The organism is Rhodococcus sp. C-2 (assembly GCF_027854095.1).
In the GTDB taxonomy this organism is placed as follows: domain Bacteria; phylum Actinomycetota; class Actinomycetes; order Mycobacteriales; family Mycobacteriaceae; genus Rhodococcus_F; species Rhodococcus_F qingshengii.
Genome location: NZ_JAQGFI010000003.1, coordinates 389,441 through 404,849 on the forward strand (window position 1 = coordinate 389,441; position 15,409 = coordinate 404,849).

14 protein-coding genes are annotated in these 15,409 nt (G+C 61.6%); 10 read left to right on the forward strand and 4 right to left on the reverse strand.

The window, feature by feature from the left end:
* The first annotated feature begins 46 nt into the window (after positions 1–46).
* Positions 47–1,762 (forward strand): amidohydrolase, encoded by a 1,716-nt coding sequence (locus PCS43_RS08360; protein ID WP_030536127.1) that lies wholly within the window; start codon positions 47–49, stop codon positions 1,760–1,762.
* Positions 1,762–3,096 carry an MFS transporter gene (locus PCS43_RS08365; protein WP_003942898.1) on the forward strand — a complete coding sequence of 445 codons (1,335 nt, stop codon included), beginning with the start codon at positions 1,762–1,764 and terminating at the stop codon, positions 3,094–3,096. Before PCS43_RS08360 ends, PCS43_RS08365 begins: the two co-directional genes overlap by 1 nt.
* A 137-nt stretch (positions 3,097–3,233) precedes the next feature.
* On the opposite strand, the gene PCS43_RS08370 is transcribed toward PCS43_RS08365, so the two are convergent.
* The 3 genes from PCS43_RS08370 to PCS43_RS08380 form a co-directional block, all read right to left on the reverse strand.
* Positions 3,234–3,599, reverse strand: a complete 366-nt coding sequence (locus tag PCS43_RS08370) for a hypothetical protein (protein ID WP_007730475.1) — start codon at positions 3,597–3,599, stop codon at positions 3,234–3,236.
* Between the two features lie 336 nt (positions 3,600–3,935).
* Positions 3,936–4,802 carry an alpha/beta hydrolase family protein gene (locus PCS43_RS08375; RefSeq protein WP_245361503.1) on the reverse strand — a complete coding sequence of 289 codons (867 nt, stop codon included), beginning with the start codon at positions 4,800–4,802 and terminating at the stop codon, positions 3,936–3,938.
* Between the two features lie 90 nt (positions 4,803–4,892).
* Entirely contained in the window at positions 4,893–5,939 is a 1,047-nt protein-coding gene (locus tag PCS43_RS08380; protein WP_209910275.1) for a LacI family DNA-binding transcriptional regulator, read from the reverse strand.
* Between the two features lie 248 nt (positions 5,940–6,187).
* Here PCS43_RS08380 and PCS43_RS08385 point away from each other — a divergent pair, with 248 nt between their 5' ends.
* From PCS43_RS08385 to PCS43_RS08405, 5 genes are all read left to right on the forward strand, one after another.
* A complete protein-coding gene (locus tag PCS43_RS08385; RefSeq protein WP_209910272.1) occupies positions 6,188–7,642 on the forward strand; it encodes an APC family permease in 1,455 nt (484 codons plus the stop codon).
* Positions 7,639–9,243 (forward strand): N,N-dimethylformamidase beta subunit family domain-containing protein, encoded by a 1,605-nt coding sequence (locus tag PCS43_RS08390; RefSeq protein WP_042921484.1) that lies wholly within the window; start codon positions 7,639–7,641, stop codon positions 9,241–9,243. Before PCS43_RS08385 ends, PCS43_RS08390 begins: the two co-directional genes overlap by 4 nt.
* Position 9,244: 1 nt before the next feature.
* The gene (locus tag PCS43_RS08395; RefSeq protein WP_209910268.1) at positions 9,245–9,607 is read left to right on the forward strand and encodes a cupin domain-containing protein; all 363 of its coding nucleotides are present in this window, start codon (positions 9,245–9,247) and stop codon (positions 9,605–9,607) included.
* Positions 9,604–11,049 carry an aminobutyraldehyde dehydrogenase gene (locus tag PCS43_RS08400; RefSeq protein WP_064075032.1) on the forward strand — a complete coding sequence of 482 codons (1,446 nt, stop codon included), beginning with the start codon at positions 9,604–9,606 and terminating at the stop codon, positions 11,047–11,049. Before PCS43_RS08395 ends, PCS43_RS08400 begins: the two co-directional genes overlap by 4 nt.
* Positions 11,050–11,276: 227 nt before the next feature.
* Entirely contained in the window at positions 11,277–11,411 is a 135-nt protein-coding gene (locus PCS43_RS08405; protein WP_003942853.1) for a hypothetical protein, read from the forward strand.
* 14 nt (positions 11,412–11,425) lie between these two features.
* On the opposite strand, the gene PCS43_RS08410 is transcribed toward PCS43_RS08405, so the two are convergent.
* Positions 11,426–12,079, reverse strand: coding sequence for a nucleoside/nucleotide kinase family protein (locus PCS43_RS08410; protein WP_125052232.1), 654 nt, complete (start codon positions 12,077–12,079; stop codon positions 11,426–11,428).
* A gap of 124 nt (positions 12,080–12,203) precedes the next feature.
* On the opposite strand from PCS43_RS08410, the gene PCS43_RS08415 reads away from it, so the two are divergent.
* The 3 genes from PCS43_RS08415 to PCS43_RS08425 are packed head-to-tail and all read left to right on the forward strand — an operon-like array spanning position 12,204 to position 15,379.
* Complete coding sequence (locus PCS43_RS08415) at positions 12,204–12,797, forward strand: TetR/AcrR family transcriptional regulator (protein ID WP_007730510.1); 594 nt, start codon at positions 12,204–12,206, stop codon at positions 12,795–12,797.
* A 45-nt stretch (positions 12,798–12,842) separates the two neighbouring features.
* Positions 12,843–13,721 (forward strand): crotonase/enoyl-CoA hydratase family protein, encoded by an 879-nt coding sequence (locus PCS43_RS08420; protein ID WP_223304467.1) that lies wholly within the window; start codon positions 12,843–12,845, stop codon positions 13,719–13,721.
* 14 nt (positions 13,722–13,735) lie between these two features.
* Positions 13,736–15,379, forward strand: a complete 1,644-nt coding sequence (locus tag PCS43_RS08425) for an AMP-binding protein (protein ID WP_050656917.1) — start codon at positions 13,736–13,738, stop codon at positions 15,377–15,379.
* Positions 15,380–15,409: the final 30 nt, after the last annotated feature.

Genomic DNA, 15,409 nt, shown 5'->3' on the forward strand with positions numbered 1-15,409 from the left:
GCTCAACACGCAGTGACCTGCACCACCATCTCGACGAAGGACCACCATGCGCAAGTTGCACACGCACGAAGCCTCGCCTCTCGACGCCACCGGCACGATCTTCACCGGCGCCAAGATCCACACCGTTGACGACAGCACGGTGGGAGCCGAAGCGTTCCTGGTGTTCGGAAACCGCTTTGCAGCGGTGGGAACGCTCGAGGAATGCCGCACGGAGGCGCGTCGGCTGAGCACTCGCACAACCGCGGTGGTCGAACTCGACGGCGCCACCGTCGTCCCCGGCTTCGTCGATCCACATGCACACCCGTTGATGTACGGGCAGATGCTCAGCTGGGTGGACTGTGGGCCGGAGAAGGCACATTCCATCCCCGGAATCATTGCGCTACTTCAGGAAGCGGCGCTCACAGCACCTGCGGGTGTCCCGATTCGCGGATACGGCTACGAGCACCGCAACCTGATCGAAGGGCGTCACCCGCTCAAGGAAGAGCTCGATCAGGTGGCCACCGATCGCGAGGTCTACCTCATGAACGCGAGCGGTCACGGCGGCGTCGTCAACTCCTTCACTTTCGACAAGCACGGTATCGACGCGAGCACCGAGAATCCGGCCGGTGGCGAGTTCTTCCGAGATGAAGACGGCGAACTCACCGGTGAGCTCTCCGACGCCGCGTGCAACATTCTCACCGGCGTCAACGGAGTGAAGGTCGGCCATCACGGCCCCAACTTCCATCTCGAGGACGAGCCGGAAGAGCACCTTCGCCAGCTGTCGGTCGCTCAGGACAAGTTCCTGGCCGGTGGCGTCACCACCATCGGTGACTGCCAGGTGACCCGGCGTGAATTCGACATGTACCTGCGTCTGGCCGAGCAGGATCAGCTCAAGACCCGCGTCAGCATGTACATGCTCAGCCACCTCCTCGATCACGTCATCGACACGGGAATGCACGGAGCCTTCGGCAATTCGCGGCTCGCGTTCGGCGGCATCAAGTTCTACGCCGACGGCACACTCGGAGGCTGGACCGCATACTTCCCCGACGGCTACGTGGGCGACCCGTGCCGCACCGGGCAGCTCTACCACGAGCCGGCGGACTACTCGGAGCTGATTGCCAAGGCACATTCGGTGGGTCTGCAGACCGCCACGCACGCTCAGTCACCGACCGCCATCGACATGGTGCTCGATGCCATCGAAGCTGCGCAGAAGGCTCACCCCGACGCCGACGCTCGTCACCGCATCGAGCATTGCGGACTCCCGACGGCCGAGCAGATCGCAAGGATGAACCTGGCCGGCGTCTACCCGGTGAACCAGCCACAGCACTACTACAACTGGGGCGAGGGCGTCACCGCTGCGATCGGCACTCCGGGCGAGCGGTTCAACCCGCTCGGCGAGTTCATCGCTGCCGAAGTTCCCGTGACCATCAGCTCCGACGCCCCCGTCGCAGAGCCGAAGCCGCTCGAAGCAATTCAGGCAGCCGTTACTCGTGTGACGCGTCAGGGCCATCAGCTCGGCTCCGATGCACTCCGCATCACCGCCGACCAGGCATTGCAGGCTCATACCCTCAACGGTGCGCGTGCGCTGGGCCGCGAAGCAGAGCTGGGCAGCATCTCGGTCGGCAAGCGGGCCGACTTCGTCATTCTGGGCGCGGATCCCCTCGAGGTTCCGGCCGACGCGATTGCGCAGATCGAGGTCCGAGAGACCTGGATCGACGGCGAACTCGCACATTCAGGTCATAACCACCTATTGTCGAGCACTTCGACCACCGAGGAAAAGTAATGAACCGAGAGCAACAGATCGTGAAGGCCCGCAAGGCGGGATTTGCAGCCTTCGTCGGTACAACTATCGAGTGGTACGACTTCTACGTGTATGCCACGGCAGCCGCCCTGGTGTTCGGTGACATCTTCTTCCCACCCGGAACCGACCGCCTGACCGGCGTTGCGGCGGCGTTCGCGACATACGCCGTCGGTTTCTTCGCTCGCCCGCTCGGCGGAATCGTGTTCGGCCATGTCGGTGACAAGATGGGCCGACGCACCGCATTGGTTGTGACTTTGACGCTGATGGGTGCAGGCACGTTCCTCATCGGCATGTTGCCCACTTACGCGTCGATCGGGTTCTGGGCGCCGTTACTGCTGGTACTGCTCCGCTTCGTCCAGGGCTTTGCCGTCGGCGGCGAATGGGGCGGCGCGGTCCTGATGGCCGTCGAGCATGCACCCGAGGACAAGAAGACCTTCTACGGCGGTTTCGCTCAGCTGGGCAACCCGGCCGGCGCGCTCCTGGCCACAGGTTTCTTCAGCATTCTCTCCACCTTCGGCGACGACGCTCTGCGCGAGTGGGCTTGGCGACTGCCGTTCCTCTGCTCGGCGCTGCTGATTCTCGTCGGCTTGGTCGTTCGCCTGAAGGTCGAAGAGTCCCCGGTTTTCGAATCCGAGGTGAAGTCCGCGGACGTACCGGAAATGCTCCCGCTCAAGTACGCGCTGGTGACCAACTGGCGCCCGATCATCCTGGGCATCGGCATTCTGCCCGTCGCAGTCGGCGGCTACTACCTCGTGACGACCTTCATCACGGCATACGCAACCGACCCCGATGTCGGATTGTCGGAGACGTTGATTCTCAACGCGCTGAGTGTCGCTGCAGTGGTCGAATTGATCGCGACTCTCGGCGTGGCGTGGCTCGGCGACAAGGTGGGACGCGTCCGCGTCGTCATCTGGGGCCTTGCGGCAGTCGCGATTCTCGCAGCGCCGCAGTTCCTGGTGCTGAAGTCCGGATCCGTGTTCCTGATCTTCCTGACCTTCGCTGTCATGCGACTGGTGCTGGCGGCCACGTACGGCCCGATCGCCGCCGTCCTGTCGCAGATGTTCAAGCCGCAGGCCCGCTACACAAGCATTTCGTTGGCGTACCAGGGTGCAGGCGCGATCTTCGGTGGGTTGTCTCCGCTGGTGTCGACGCTGATGTACAAGGCAACCGGCAGCATCTGGCCGGTCATCGCACTGCTGATCGGCATGTGCGTCCTGAGCATCGTCTGCCTGCTCTTCGCTCCGCAGCATGTGGACGAGGCGACAGATACCGACGGTGCTCCGCAGGGCCTGAACAAGGAATCGGCTTCCGCCTGATTGCCGAGAGTCGGCTTCCGCCTGACTGCCGAGAGTCGGCTTCCGCCTGACAACTGAAAACACGACAGCCGGGGCAGTACACGATTTCCGTGTACTGCCCCAGCTGTCGTTTCAGGTCAGTTGTCGTTCAGCGCCGGTTACGCGCCGACGAGATGGCGATGAAAATGATCGCTGCGTCGGTGGGCCTGGCTGAGATTTCTGATCTCACGCAGCCAGAAGTGAGACGCCAGCGTGTTACTGCTTCCGTAACCAGTGCCGGACGTGTCTTCGTCGATCAGGGCGACAAGCGCTTTGATCAGGCTGGTGACCTTGAGGTTGTTGGTCTGAGAATGTCGGAGCAACAGCTCGGCGGCTTCGTCGGTGCTGCAACGGTAGAGGGTGCAGACGATTTCGATACCGCGCTCGCGGATCCGGCCCGAAGTAGTCGGGATCCGTAGACCGTTCGTCGAGTTGCTGTTCGTCTGGTTGTTCGTGTCGTCGGGGTGAATCATGGTGTTGATCAAGGTATTCCTTTGAACCGCAGGGTCTTTGGGCCCGTGCGGTGTGTAGCGCATGTTGATACTGGTGCAGTCGGTACGCGATTGGCGGCGGACTCCGTCGGAGCCTTCGGCCTGGTCAACAATCTGCGGGACTGATGAAAGTGCGTAGTGATCAAAGGCGCGGATTTGCACCGAACTGGAAGTCTGCCCCTGGAACGAATACTGGAACTGTTGTTCCGGGCGAAGCGACCGGCTGCCTGACTGACGGCTGCCCTCTGATAACCCCACCGTACGTCATCGATTGAGTTTCAGCTAATTCTATTTCGAGCGGCTGAGAGCACTGTGGCCCGTATTACCTGCTCAAGAGGCATTTATGTGGCCGATTATTGCTTGCTTGGTGGTAGCCCAGGCGTCGGTCGTCGGGTTGCCGAACTCGCCGTGGCCGACGCCGGGAAGTTCGATCAGATCGACCACGTCGCCTGCTGCTCGGGCGGCACGGGCATAGCGCCGACTCTGTTCGACCGACACGACCTTGTCTCCGAGTCCGTGGATCAGCGTGACGGGGAGGCCGGTGGGGAGGTGCTCGATCGGTGATGCGATGCGGTAGCGATCGGGATGATCGGTAGGCATGCCGCCCAGAAGATTTCGAACAAATCGATCTTTGCCCGCGGTTGCGGCGAGCGTCATGTCGAAGACGCCGGCCATGATCGTCGTCGAGCGAACCGGCACCGAGAGGTTTGGTTCCGGGGCGTCTGCACCCTGTTGGGATCGCGATGCGACCCAGGCGGCAAGTTGTCCACCCGCGGAGTAGCCGGCGATGTGTATACGGCTCAAATCCAGTCGCCCGGAGGCCTTTTCCTGAACGATGCCGGCCAGGGCGTTGGTGGCCGTAACGGTATCGGAGAGCGTGGTCGGCCAACCACCCTGACCGCCGACGCGTCTGTATTCGATGTTCCAGACCGCAATTCCGTACGGGGTCAGGGTTTTTGCCCACGCGCCCGCGTATTCGAGATTGCTCTTCTGGGCCCATCCACCGCCGTGAATGAGTACGACGACCGGCAGGTCACCGTCCGATCCTTCTGGAAGATACAGATCGCCGAAAGTGTCTGCGGCCGCGGCGTAGGCGATGCGGACCGGAGCGACGTCGCGGTCGAGGCCGGTCGCACTGCTGACAGATGCGAGGAGGGCGAGTGCACAGACGAGCACTACGGCGAGATACCCGGCCAAGCGGTCGCGGGAGCGGTGCGCGATGACCTGATTCCTCTCGGCAGGCGACGGACGATAATTCGGAAATCAGTCTATCGGTGCCAGGTGAATTTATGGTGTGAGCGAATGGGCCGTGCTCGCTCGCACGCGGAGTTCGCTAGGCGTATAGCTCTGAACTGCGGGTTCGTCACCGTTGACCAGAGCCAACAGCGCCCGCACGGCCGCTGCCGCCTGTTCTTGGGGGAAGAAGTCGAATGCCGTGATCGGGGGCTGGGAAACCAGCAGGGCGGGTTCGTCACTGTCCTGTGCAATCAAGACGTCACCGGGAATCGACAGCCCGAGATCGAGGGCCGCTCGCGCCGCTGCCGGGGCGCAACCGAGAATCAACGACAGGATCGCGTCCGGCGGAGTCGAGGAGTCGAGGGCCTCGCGGGTGGCCGCATACGCGGCGCCGATGAGGCCTTCGACGGTGCTGGCGCCCGGAAACGACGTCAATTCCTCGCTGGTGCGTGGTGCCACGCCTCGGGCGCGGCACCACTCGAAGTAAGCGAAAGTCGTTGCGCGGGTCCACTCCGAATGCATTCCGGGAGTGAGGACGAAAATGTCCCTTGCCCCACGTTCGGCGAGGTGGTTCAGAAGAGTCTCCGTGGTGGAGACGAGGTCCGGTGAGGTGGAGTATCCGAACTGCCCGGATTGTCCAGGACCCACTGCGACAGAGGGGATTCCGATCTTCTGCAGAACTTCGACGCGCGGGTCGTCGACCATCGGGTCGACGACCAGTACGCCGTCCATCTCGATGCGCCGCAGTCCGTTCGGATCTTTCATCGACGGCAGTAGGAGGAGTGAGTGATCGGCGTGGAATGCAGCCTGGGTCGCGGCGGTCGCCACGCGCCCGTACCAGTCGAAATTGAGGTACTCGGCCGATGACAGTTGGTCGGGAGCGGGGAGCATCAACCCGAGGGTGGCAGTCCGGCCTGACCTGAGATTCTGGGCCGACCGATTGGCACGGTATCCAAGGCGGTCGGCAACCTCTTGAACCCGAGCGCGAGTGGCCGCGTCGACCCGGCCCTTGCCGTTGAGTGCATAGGAGACCGTGGACACCGCGACGCCGGCGGCGTTGGCGACATCACGAAGCGTCGGCGAAACAGGCGTAGCCACTGCGGATCGTTTCTACTCGTTGGTCGGTTTGTCTCCAGCCTATCGATCAATCGTTTCGGCATGTTGCGTGCACCGGTGAGGGGCACCTCAAAACAAAACGTCGAATCGTTTCAGCGCAGGTATTGACACTGATGAAACGATTCGGCACTCTCTTAGGAACACCGGGCGAACGTCGAGAGAAATTCGGGCGAACCTCGGGAAACCTGACCAGGCAGGCGCATACTTGCCTTAACTCGCGGAGCCTCCCCATGACCGAAAAAACCGACCCTCCCGGTGCAGGAACGCATTCTGAATCCGGTTCTCCCACGTCATCCTCGGGCCTGCGCGCCGGAACTATCAACAGCCGTCATCTGGTCTTCTTCGTCATCGCCGCAGCGGCGCCACTGACGATCCTGGTGGGATTCGCGCCACTGGGCCTGATGGTTTCCGGCGCTGCGCTTCCGGTGGGGTACGTCGTTCCCGGGATCGTCTATCTACTGTTCGCCGTCGGCTTCACGGCGATGAGCAGGCATATCCGCGGCGCGGGCGCGTTCTACGCCTACATCACCGAAGGGCTCGGAAAAACAGTCGGCGCAGGCGCCTCTGTGCTGGCTTACATCGGCTATCTCGGTGGCCAGATCGGATTCGTCGTCGCTTGCGGCATCTTTCTCTCGTCGACGATCGAGTTGTTCCTGGGAGTAACCGTATCCGTCTACACCTGCGCATTGACGGTCGCCGTTCTGGTCGTGGTGGTGGGATATCGCAGGGTCGATATCGGCGCGAAGGTGCTGGCCGTTTTGATGGCGCTCGAGCTCGGCGTCCTCGCAGTCTTCTGTGTGGCGGTTCTGTTGAAAGGCGGCCACGAAGGACTGTCGCTCGACAGTTTTTCGCCGTCGACCTTCATGACAGCCGGACTGGCGAGCGTCTTCGTGTTGACCTTCACCTCCTTCGTCGGTTTCGAGCAAACGGCGATCTACAGCGAGGAAGTTGTCGATTCCAAACGCACAGTGTCGCGTGCGACCTACACAGCAGTCACTGTTCTGGCTGTGGTCTACGCATTCTGTGCTTGGGTGATCGTGCAGGCCGTCGGCCCGAGTCGGATGGGCGACCTACTCGGCGGTGACCCGTCCGAGCTGATCTTCGATCTCAACAATGAATTTGCCGGCTCCATGATGACCGACATGATGCATCTGTTGATCGTCACGAGCTTCTTCGCGGGTTGCCTTGCCCTCCACAATGCTTGCAGTCGCTATCTGCTCACCATGGGGCGCGCGAGAGTCTTTCCTGCCGCGCTGGCACGGGTTTCGCCGACCACTGGAACGCCGAGCGTCGCCGGAATCACACAAGGCGCACTGGTATTCGCGGCAATCGCCGGCTTTGCGCTGACGCCCGCAGACCCGTACACCCAAGTAGTCGTGTGGACGAATACACCAACGATCATCGGTGTGCTGGTGTTGCAGGTTCTCACTTCCGTCGCCGTGCTCAGGTTCTTCTCGCAGGATTCTCGCGGTGAAGGTCTGTGGCAGAGGTTGATTGCACCCTCGCTCGCTGCAGTGGCGTTGATCGTCGCGCTCGGATACCTCTTGATGAACATGAGTGACCTGACCGGGTTGACCACCGCGCAAAACTTCTTGTTGGCAGCGCCATTGCTGTTGGCTTTCGCATTCGGCGTGGTCCGCGGGATGCGCGTACGTGAACACTCGGTCGAGGAGTTGTCGGCATGAGCGAATACGCATGGTCGGTCCCCGGAGGGTTGGTCGAACGTCCCGGAATTGTTCCGGGCGCTCCAGAGATATGGGTCTATGCGGACAGGTTCTCGTACTTCGGTGGTGACACCGTCTCGATCCGAGTGCATACCACCGCAGAAGAATACGACCTCGAAATTGTTCGAGACGGCGCCCGGCCGCAACAGGTCGCGCAATACGTCGGTCTGCCGGGCAAGCAGCAGCAGACGCCTGCCGACGCGTACGCAGTGGGCTGCGACTGGGCGGAATCCCTTGCCGTCGAGATAGATCCGAAATGGACGTCCGGCATGTACTTGGTTCTGGTCCGGATGCTCCACGAAGGGGTGACTATTGAGCGGGAGGGCTTCTTCGTCGTCAAGGCGCGCGAACCCGAGCATGCCGACTTCGTACTCATTCACACCACCAGCACGATGTTGGCCTACAACGACTGGGGTGGGGCAAACCACTACCGAGGTGTTCCGGACGGCTCCGGCGATGTGCCGACACCGATTTCCTCGACGCAGCGTCCCGTCGCGCGGGGGATGTTGCGCAAACCCGAGGGTGCAGCACGCAACATCCACACCGACACACCGGGAATCGGATGGATTCCCCGTCACCCGCCGTACGAATGGGCGTGGGTGAACGGCTACTCGCGTCACCATGCGGACGCCTTCTGGGCCACTTACGAGAGGCCGTTCACGGTCTGGGCGGAAGAGCAGGGGTTCCGCGTCCACCACGTGACACAACACGATCTGCATAACGATCCGTCGGCGCTGCAGGGATATTCATGCGCAGTTGTCGTCGGTCACGACGAGTACTGGTCCTGGGAGATGCGTGACCGCATAGATGATTTCGTCGAAGAGGGTGGTGGTCTGGCGCGATTCGGCGGGAACTTCCTGTGGCAGGTACGCCTCGAAAACGACGCACAAGTCTGTTACAAGAATCCGTTCGACGATCCGATGCGAGAAGTCGACCCGACCCGGGTGACGACGGCGTGGGATTCGCCCGAGGTTGCCCGACCGGGAGCGTGGACGATGGGATTGACCGGCATGGCCGGTGTCTACAATCGTTACGGTGCAACAACTCCCAGGTCTTCGGGCGGTTTCACGGTATACCGGCCGGATCATTGGGCGTTGAACGGAACCGACCTGTACTACGGAGACAACTTCGGGATCGCCCCGATCTGTGTTGCCGGATTCGAGATGGACGGCGTGGATTTCACGTTCCGGAAGGGCCAGCCGTATGCGACCGGCGTCGACGGCGCTCCCGAGGATCTGGAGATCATCGCGATGGCGCCGGCAGTTTCGGGTTCGCGGGACAAATGGAACGGGAAAGTTCCGATCGGTGCGCCTTTCGCCGAAGTGCAGGGAATCATCGAATGCTTCTATGGCAGTGAGCCTCCAGATCACCTTCGTGATCTCGAATACGGATCGGGAATGGTCGCCTGTCACAAGCGAGGTCTCGGCTCCGTGTTCAACGCAGGTTCCACCGAATGGGTGAACGGGCTGATCCATCACGATCCGTTCACCGAGCGAATAACTGCAAACGTACTGAATCTGTTTGCTGCACGAATTTCCAGCTCCAACACGAAGGAAAAATGACATGAGTGTCAACGACATTCGAATGTTCGGGCCAGGGCAGGGGACGCGGTTCATCCCGGAGTGGGGTGACGGCGCGAGCCCGAACTGGTCGGAATCCGAATGGAGGTCATTCGGAGATCCGAACGGGGAATACTTCGGCGGTGGTTGGGAAGGCGAGCCCGGCACGCTCTTGTGCGACCCGTATCCGTACGACGAGGTCTGCATCATGATCAGCGGCCGGGTGGCGCTGATCGACCTCGATGGAAACCGTCGCGAATTCTCCGCTGGGGAAGCATTTTTCGTGCCGCAGTCGTTTCGCGGTACCTGGGAGACGGTTGAGCCGTCGAAGAAGTTCTTCGTCGCGCTCCCCGGATCGCGCTCATGACGGTGGAAACTTCGATGACTGTCGCAGCGTTTGGTCACGTGATCAACGGAACGTGCGAGAGCCCGGCAGGTAGACTTTCCGTGCTGGTCGATCCGGTGACCGACAATGTATACGCCCGTGCTGCCGTCGGTTCCGCCGATGACGTCGACCGAGCCTGCCGTTCGTCCGAGAAGGCTGCGCGGTCCTGGCGCCGGTCCACCCCTGCGCGCCGTCAGGAGTTGCTGCTGGCCCTCGCGGACGCGCTGGAAGCAAACGCGAAATATTTCCTCGAGGTCGAATGCCGCAGTACCGGCAAGCCTCTCAGGCAGGTGCGAGACGACGAGATCCCGCAGTGTGTTGACTTTCTGCGGTACTTCGCGGGTATTGCCCGCTCTCTGCCGGGCGTTGCCGCAATGGAGTACACGGAGGGTGCTACGTCTTATGTCAGACGTGAACCCATTGGCGTGATCGGTGCGATCGCTCCTTGGAACTACCCGTTGATGATGGCGGTCTGGAAGATCGCGCCGGCACTCGCGACGGGAAACACCCTCGTGCTCAAGCCGGCCGAGGAGACGCCGGAAACCGCGGTGATGCTGGGAGTGCTTGCAGCGCAGATCTATCCGCCCGGGGTGTTGAACGTAGTGTGCGGCGATCGCGATACCGGAGCCGCGCTCGTCGCTCATCCGGTTCCTCGGATGATTGCGCTGACGGGATCGACGAGAGCGGGTATTTCGGTCGCAAAGGCCGCGTCGGAAGACGTCAAGCTGTTGCATCTCGAACTCGGAGGCAAGGCACCCGCCGTTGTTTTCGCCGACGCGGACCTCGACGGCGCAGTCGCGGGGATTGTTGCCGGAGCCTTTTACAACAGCGGTCAAGATTGCACCGCTGCGACGAGGATTCTCGTTCAAGAGGAGGTTGCGGAGGAGTTCACCGAGAAGTTGACGGCTGCGGCCGCGGACTTGAGGTTGGGCGGACCGGAATCGGGCGATTGTCTCGGCCCCCTGGTCAGCCGCGCTCACCGTGACCGAGTGGCGGAGTTGGTAGAGAGACGCTCAGCAAATACGAACGTATGTATTGGCGGGGGAAAGCCAGCTGGACCAGGGTTTTTCTATCTGCCGACTGTTATTTCCGGGGTGCAGCAGGAAGATGAGCTGGTCCAGGAAGAGATATTCGGGCCGGTTGTCACCGTACAGTCGTTCTCCACCGAGGCTGAAGCGATCGAACTTGCGAACGGGACCAAGTACGCTCTCGCGTCGAGCGTGTGGACGTCCGACCACGGCACCGCGATGAGGATGACGGCCGAACTGGACTTCGGCTGCGTCTGGGTGGGAGCCCACGGAATGCTCGCCGCTGAGATGCCTCACGGTGGCTTCGCCGGGTCGGGTTACGGCAAGGATCTGTCGGAGCTCGCACTGGCGGAGTACACGAGGGCCAAGCACGTCATGCATGTGACGAGCGTCTGACTCCTCGGCAATATCCAACGACGGCCACCTGCCCGCGCTGCGGGACGGTGGCCGTCGTCGTGCCTCGGCGGACCTGCAAGCTGCTGTTTGAATATGTTGCAGTGCAACATATTTAGAGAGAATTTTCGTTGATTCGGGTCGCGAATGCCGGTAAGGTGACGTGTGCAACATTGCGCACTTCGGCGCACATTCAACCCCACTTTCAATTCTGACTCCAGGAGACTGCCATGGGTTCATCCGACACCGATCTCAAAGCGCTCGACAGCGTTATCACCGTCGCCGGTGCATTGGCGGCGATATTCGGCGGAATCGCCGGAGTTGCCGGGCTGGCCACTTTTCTCGGAACCGGCGGCGGTTCTTAGGTTTTCAGCTGACATCACTGAGGCTCGGACCGTTCGATTCTGACGATCAGATCCGCGCGTGGCCTGACTGCGCTGATCAACTCGGCGTTCGGCTGATCTACCCGTTTCACCCACTCTGCAGCCGCTTCGGAACTCTTTCCGAAGCGGCTGTGGCGTTTCACCAAGCGCTTCGTCCGAGTTTCCTCCGGAACGTCGAGATACCAGACCTCGTCGAGTGCTGCTCGCACTTCCTGCCATCCACCACTGGGTAGGAGGAGATAGTTCCCCTCGGTGACTATCAGCGGTGTACATGGATCGACAGCCGTTGTGCTGCCTATTGATTCGTCGAACTCGCGATCGAAGACCGGAGCATAGACCGTCGAGTTCGAGGCTCGGAGTCGGCGTAGTAGAGCCGCGTAGCCGTCGACGTCGAAGGTGTCCGGTGCGCCTTTGCGTTCATGCCTGCCGAGTCGGTCGAGTTCCCGATTGGCAAGATGAAAACCGTCCATCTCGACGATGGAGCAACGAGAACCTAATTTCCGCACAATTGCCTGTGACACCGTCGACTTTCCGGCTCCCGGTGCGCCCGTGATGCCGAGGATTCTCCGACCGTCGTCGGTGATCAGGGAAGCAGCGCGTGAAGCAAGTTGGTCGAGCGTCAGCGAGACGGTCGGCGGTGAGGTCGTCACGTGTTGCTCCGATCAGTCCGAAGGGCCGGTGCATCGAGAGTACGCCGGAGGCTTTCGGCCATTGACAGTCTGAATGGACTGTGAAACTGTGATCCATGCCACTCGAGAAGTTGGAGGTGAGACCGTGACCCTGCGCGATGCGCAGCGCGAAGCGACGCGCCACCGGATTCTCGATGCGGCAACGGATTTACTGATAGCGGACGGTTATTCATCTCTGACGGCGCAGTCGGTGCAAACCGCTGCCGGAGTCAGTCGGGGCGCTCTGCTGCACCACTTTCCGAACATGCAGGAGCTCACTGCGGCGTTGGTGTCGAACATCGTCGTACGGAACGAGGTGGCGGTAAGAGCTGCCATGTCTCGGCAGGATTCGTCGGTTGACACGATCGAGAACTCGATCTCCGCTCTGTATTCGGCGTTGACTCAGCCGCCATTTCAAGCGGAACTCGAACTGTGGTCCGCAGCGCGGACGGATCCGGTGTTGGCCGAGGTGCTCCGGGAATCGGAGCGAATCGCCGGGCGGGATCTGCGGCGAGTTGTCCACGACGCTTTCGGTCCCGAAATTGTTGCTTCCGAGAACTATTCGCAGATTGCAGATCTGACGGTGCTGATGCTCCGTGGTTTGGCGCTGTCCCGGGCAGTGCAGAAGAGCGACGCGTCTGCGCGTCGTTCGATCAGTCAATGGGCAGGCGTCGTTCGCCTGCTCCTCACCCAGAACTAGCGCAACTCGTTCCGAGCGAGGCGCGCTCTGTCGACAGGACCGATGATGACGGATTTTGCGACCCTGAAGTACGAGACGTCCGGTGGTAAAGCGTATATCACGCTCAACCGTCCCGATCGGCTCAACGCGATCGACGACCGGATGCCGTCGGACATTCGAAACGCGGTGGCAGCAGCCAATGACGACGACGAGGTCCGTGTGATCGTCTTGCAAGGTGCGGGCAAGGCGTTTTGTGCCGGGTACGACCTCAAGAAGTTTGCCGAAGGCGACCTTGACGGAAAGTGGAACCAGGGCCCGGTCTGGGACCCCATCAAGGACTTTCGCGGGATGAAGCAGAACACCGACGACTTCTTCACGCTCTGGCGATCGCTCAAGCCGACGATCTGCAAGGTTCAGGGATATGCGATTGCCGGTGGGAGTGACATCGCGCTGTCCTGCGACATGCTGATCATGGCCGACGACGCTCGCATCGGATACCCGCCTGCGCGTGTGTGGGGTTGCCCGACGACGGCGATGTGGGTGTACCGGCTCGGCGCCCAGCGTGCCAAGCGAATGCTGTTGACGGGAGACACCATTGACGGTGTCACTGCGGCTGACTGGGGATTGGCGCTCGAAGCGGTGCCAGCCGACGAATTGGACTCGGCGGTGGAAGCGTTGGCGGATCGCATCGCCGGTGTTCCGCTCAATCAGTTGGCCATGCAGAAGATGATGATCAACCAGGCGTACGACAACATGGGGCTGCAGGGCACCCAGGTGCTGGCAACCCTGTTCGACGGAATTACGCGTCACTCGCCGGAAGGGCGCTGGTTCAAGGATTTTGCCGAGCGCGACGGATTCCATGCCGCGGTTCAGTACCGCGATTCCGGACGCAAGATTCCAGACGGAGGCGGGCCGCTCCCCGCGTCCGACACCCCTCCTCGATAGAAAGTGGATGTGAGATGAGCAGTGTTCTCGAAACGTCGTACTTCCCCGCTGACGTGTCTGACCCGATAGAGGAGCAAACGGTGGGTGGGCTGCTGCGAGAGTGCGCCGCGGACTCGCCGAATCTGATTGCAATCAGAGAAGTGGTTCCGACGCAATCGCATTCGCTTTCCGGGGCGGCTGAAACCGATCGCACGTGGACCTTCGCGCAACTGCTGGACGAAGCGGAGGGGTGTGCGCACTACCTCTTGTCCCAGTTCGATCGCGGAGACAGGATCACCGTCTGGGCTCCGAACGTTCCGGAATGGATGATTCTGCAATACGGCGCCGCGCTCGCCGGGATGGTTCTGGTGACCGCCAATCCGGCGTTGGGTGCGGAGGAGCTGGCGTACGTCTTGTCGCAGTCCCAGTCTCGGGGGCTCTTCCACACCGGAAAGTTTCGCGGTGGCGATATGGCAGCGGTTGCATCCGAGGCGATTTCGATTTCGGGAGAAGAAGTTCTCGCAGTCAACTTCGAGGAGTGGGATCGCCAGGTTCGAGGTTGGGCGGGCGAACGGGGCGCTCTGCCCGAAGTCTCGCCTGACGACAATGCGCAGATCCAGTACACGTCGGGAACCACCGGAGTTCCCAAAGGTGCTCTGTTGCATCACCGCGGATTGGTCAACAATGCCGATTTTGTGAGTCGGAGAGGCCGATTCCCTGAGCGGGGTTCGGTTGTGTCGGCCATGCCGCTGTTCCACACCGCCGGGTGCGGCATCCTGGTTCTCGGCGCCGCGCAGCGAAGAATGTCCATCGGCCTGATCCAGTACTTCGATCCGACTGCGGTTCTCGATGCGGCGGAACGCTTTCACGCTGACGTGGTCAGTGGAGTGCCGACGATGCTGATCGCGATGATCAACGACGCCAGCTTCGCGAGCCGCGACTTCTCGGCCTGTTCGGTGGTCGTATCCGGCGGGTCGTCGGTCCCGCCCGAACTCGTCAGCACGGTGGAGTCGGCCTTCGGGGCGGGGTTCAGCATCGTCTACGGACAAACCGAGGCCAGCCCCGTCATCACACAGACCAGCCCGGCCGACACCCACGAAGACAAGTCGGAGACGGTCGGACTCGCGTTGCCGCAGGTCGAGGTGAAGATCTCCGACGTCGTGACCGGGGACAGCGTGCCGCTCGGCGAACAAGGCGAGATCTGCGCGCGCGGGTACCTCGTCATGACCGAGTACTTCCGTAATCCGGAGGCTTCGGCCGACACCGTGGACAAGGACGGTTGGTTGCATACCGGCGATTTGGGGACGATGGACGAACGTGGATACGTCCGGGTTACCGGCCGCCTCAAGGACATGATCATCCGCGGCGGTGAGAACATCTATCCGCGTGAGGTCGAGTCCGTGATCTTCACACATCCGAAGATTCTCGACGTGGCGGTCGTGGGTGTGCCCGACGAGGTGTGGGGTGAGCGAGTTGTCGCCGTCATCCGCTGGAAGGACGAGTCCGACCAACCGACCGCCGCTGAACTGGTCGAGTTCTGCACCGAGCGACTGGCGCGCCACAAGGCGCCCAAGGAGTGGTTCAGCGCGGAGGCGTTCCCACTGACAGGGTCGGGCAAGATCCAGAAATATCGAATTGCGAGCCTGGTCGGCGAAGGCGTGTACGGCGTCGTCAACTGATCGGTGCTCATAGCACGTCGGAGCAATTCT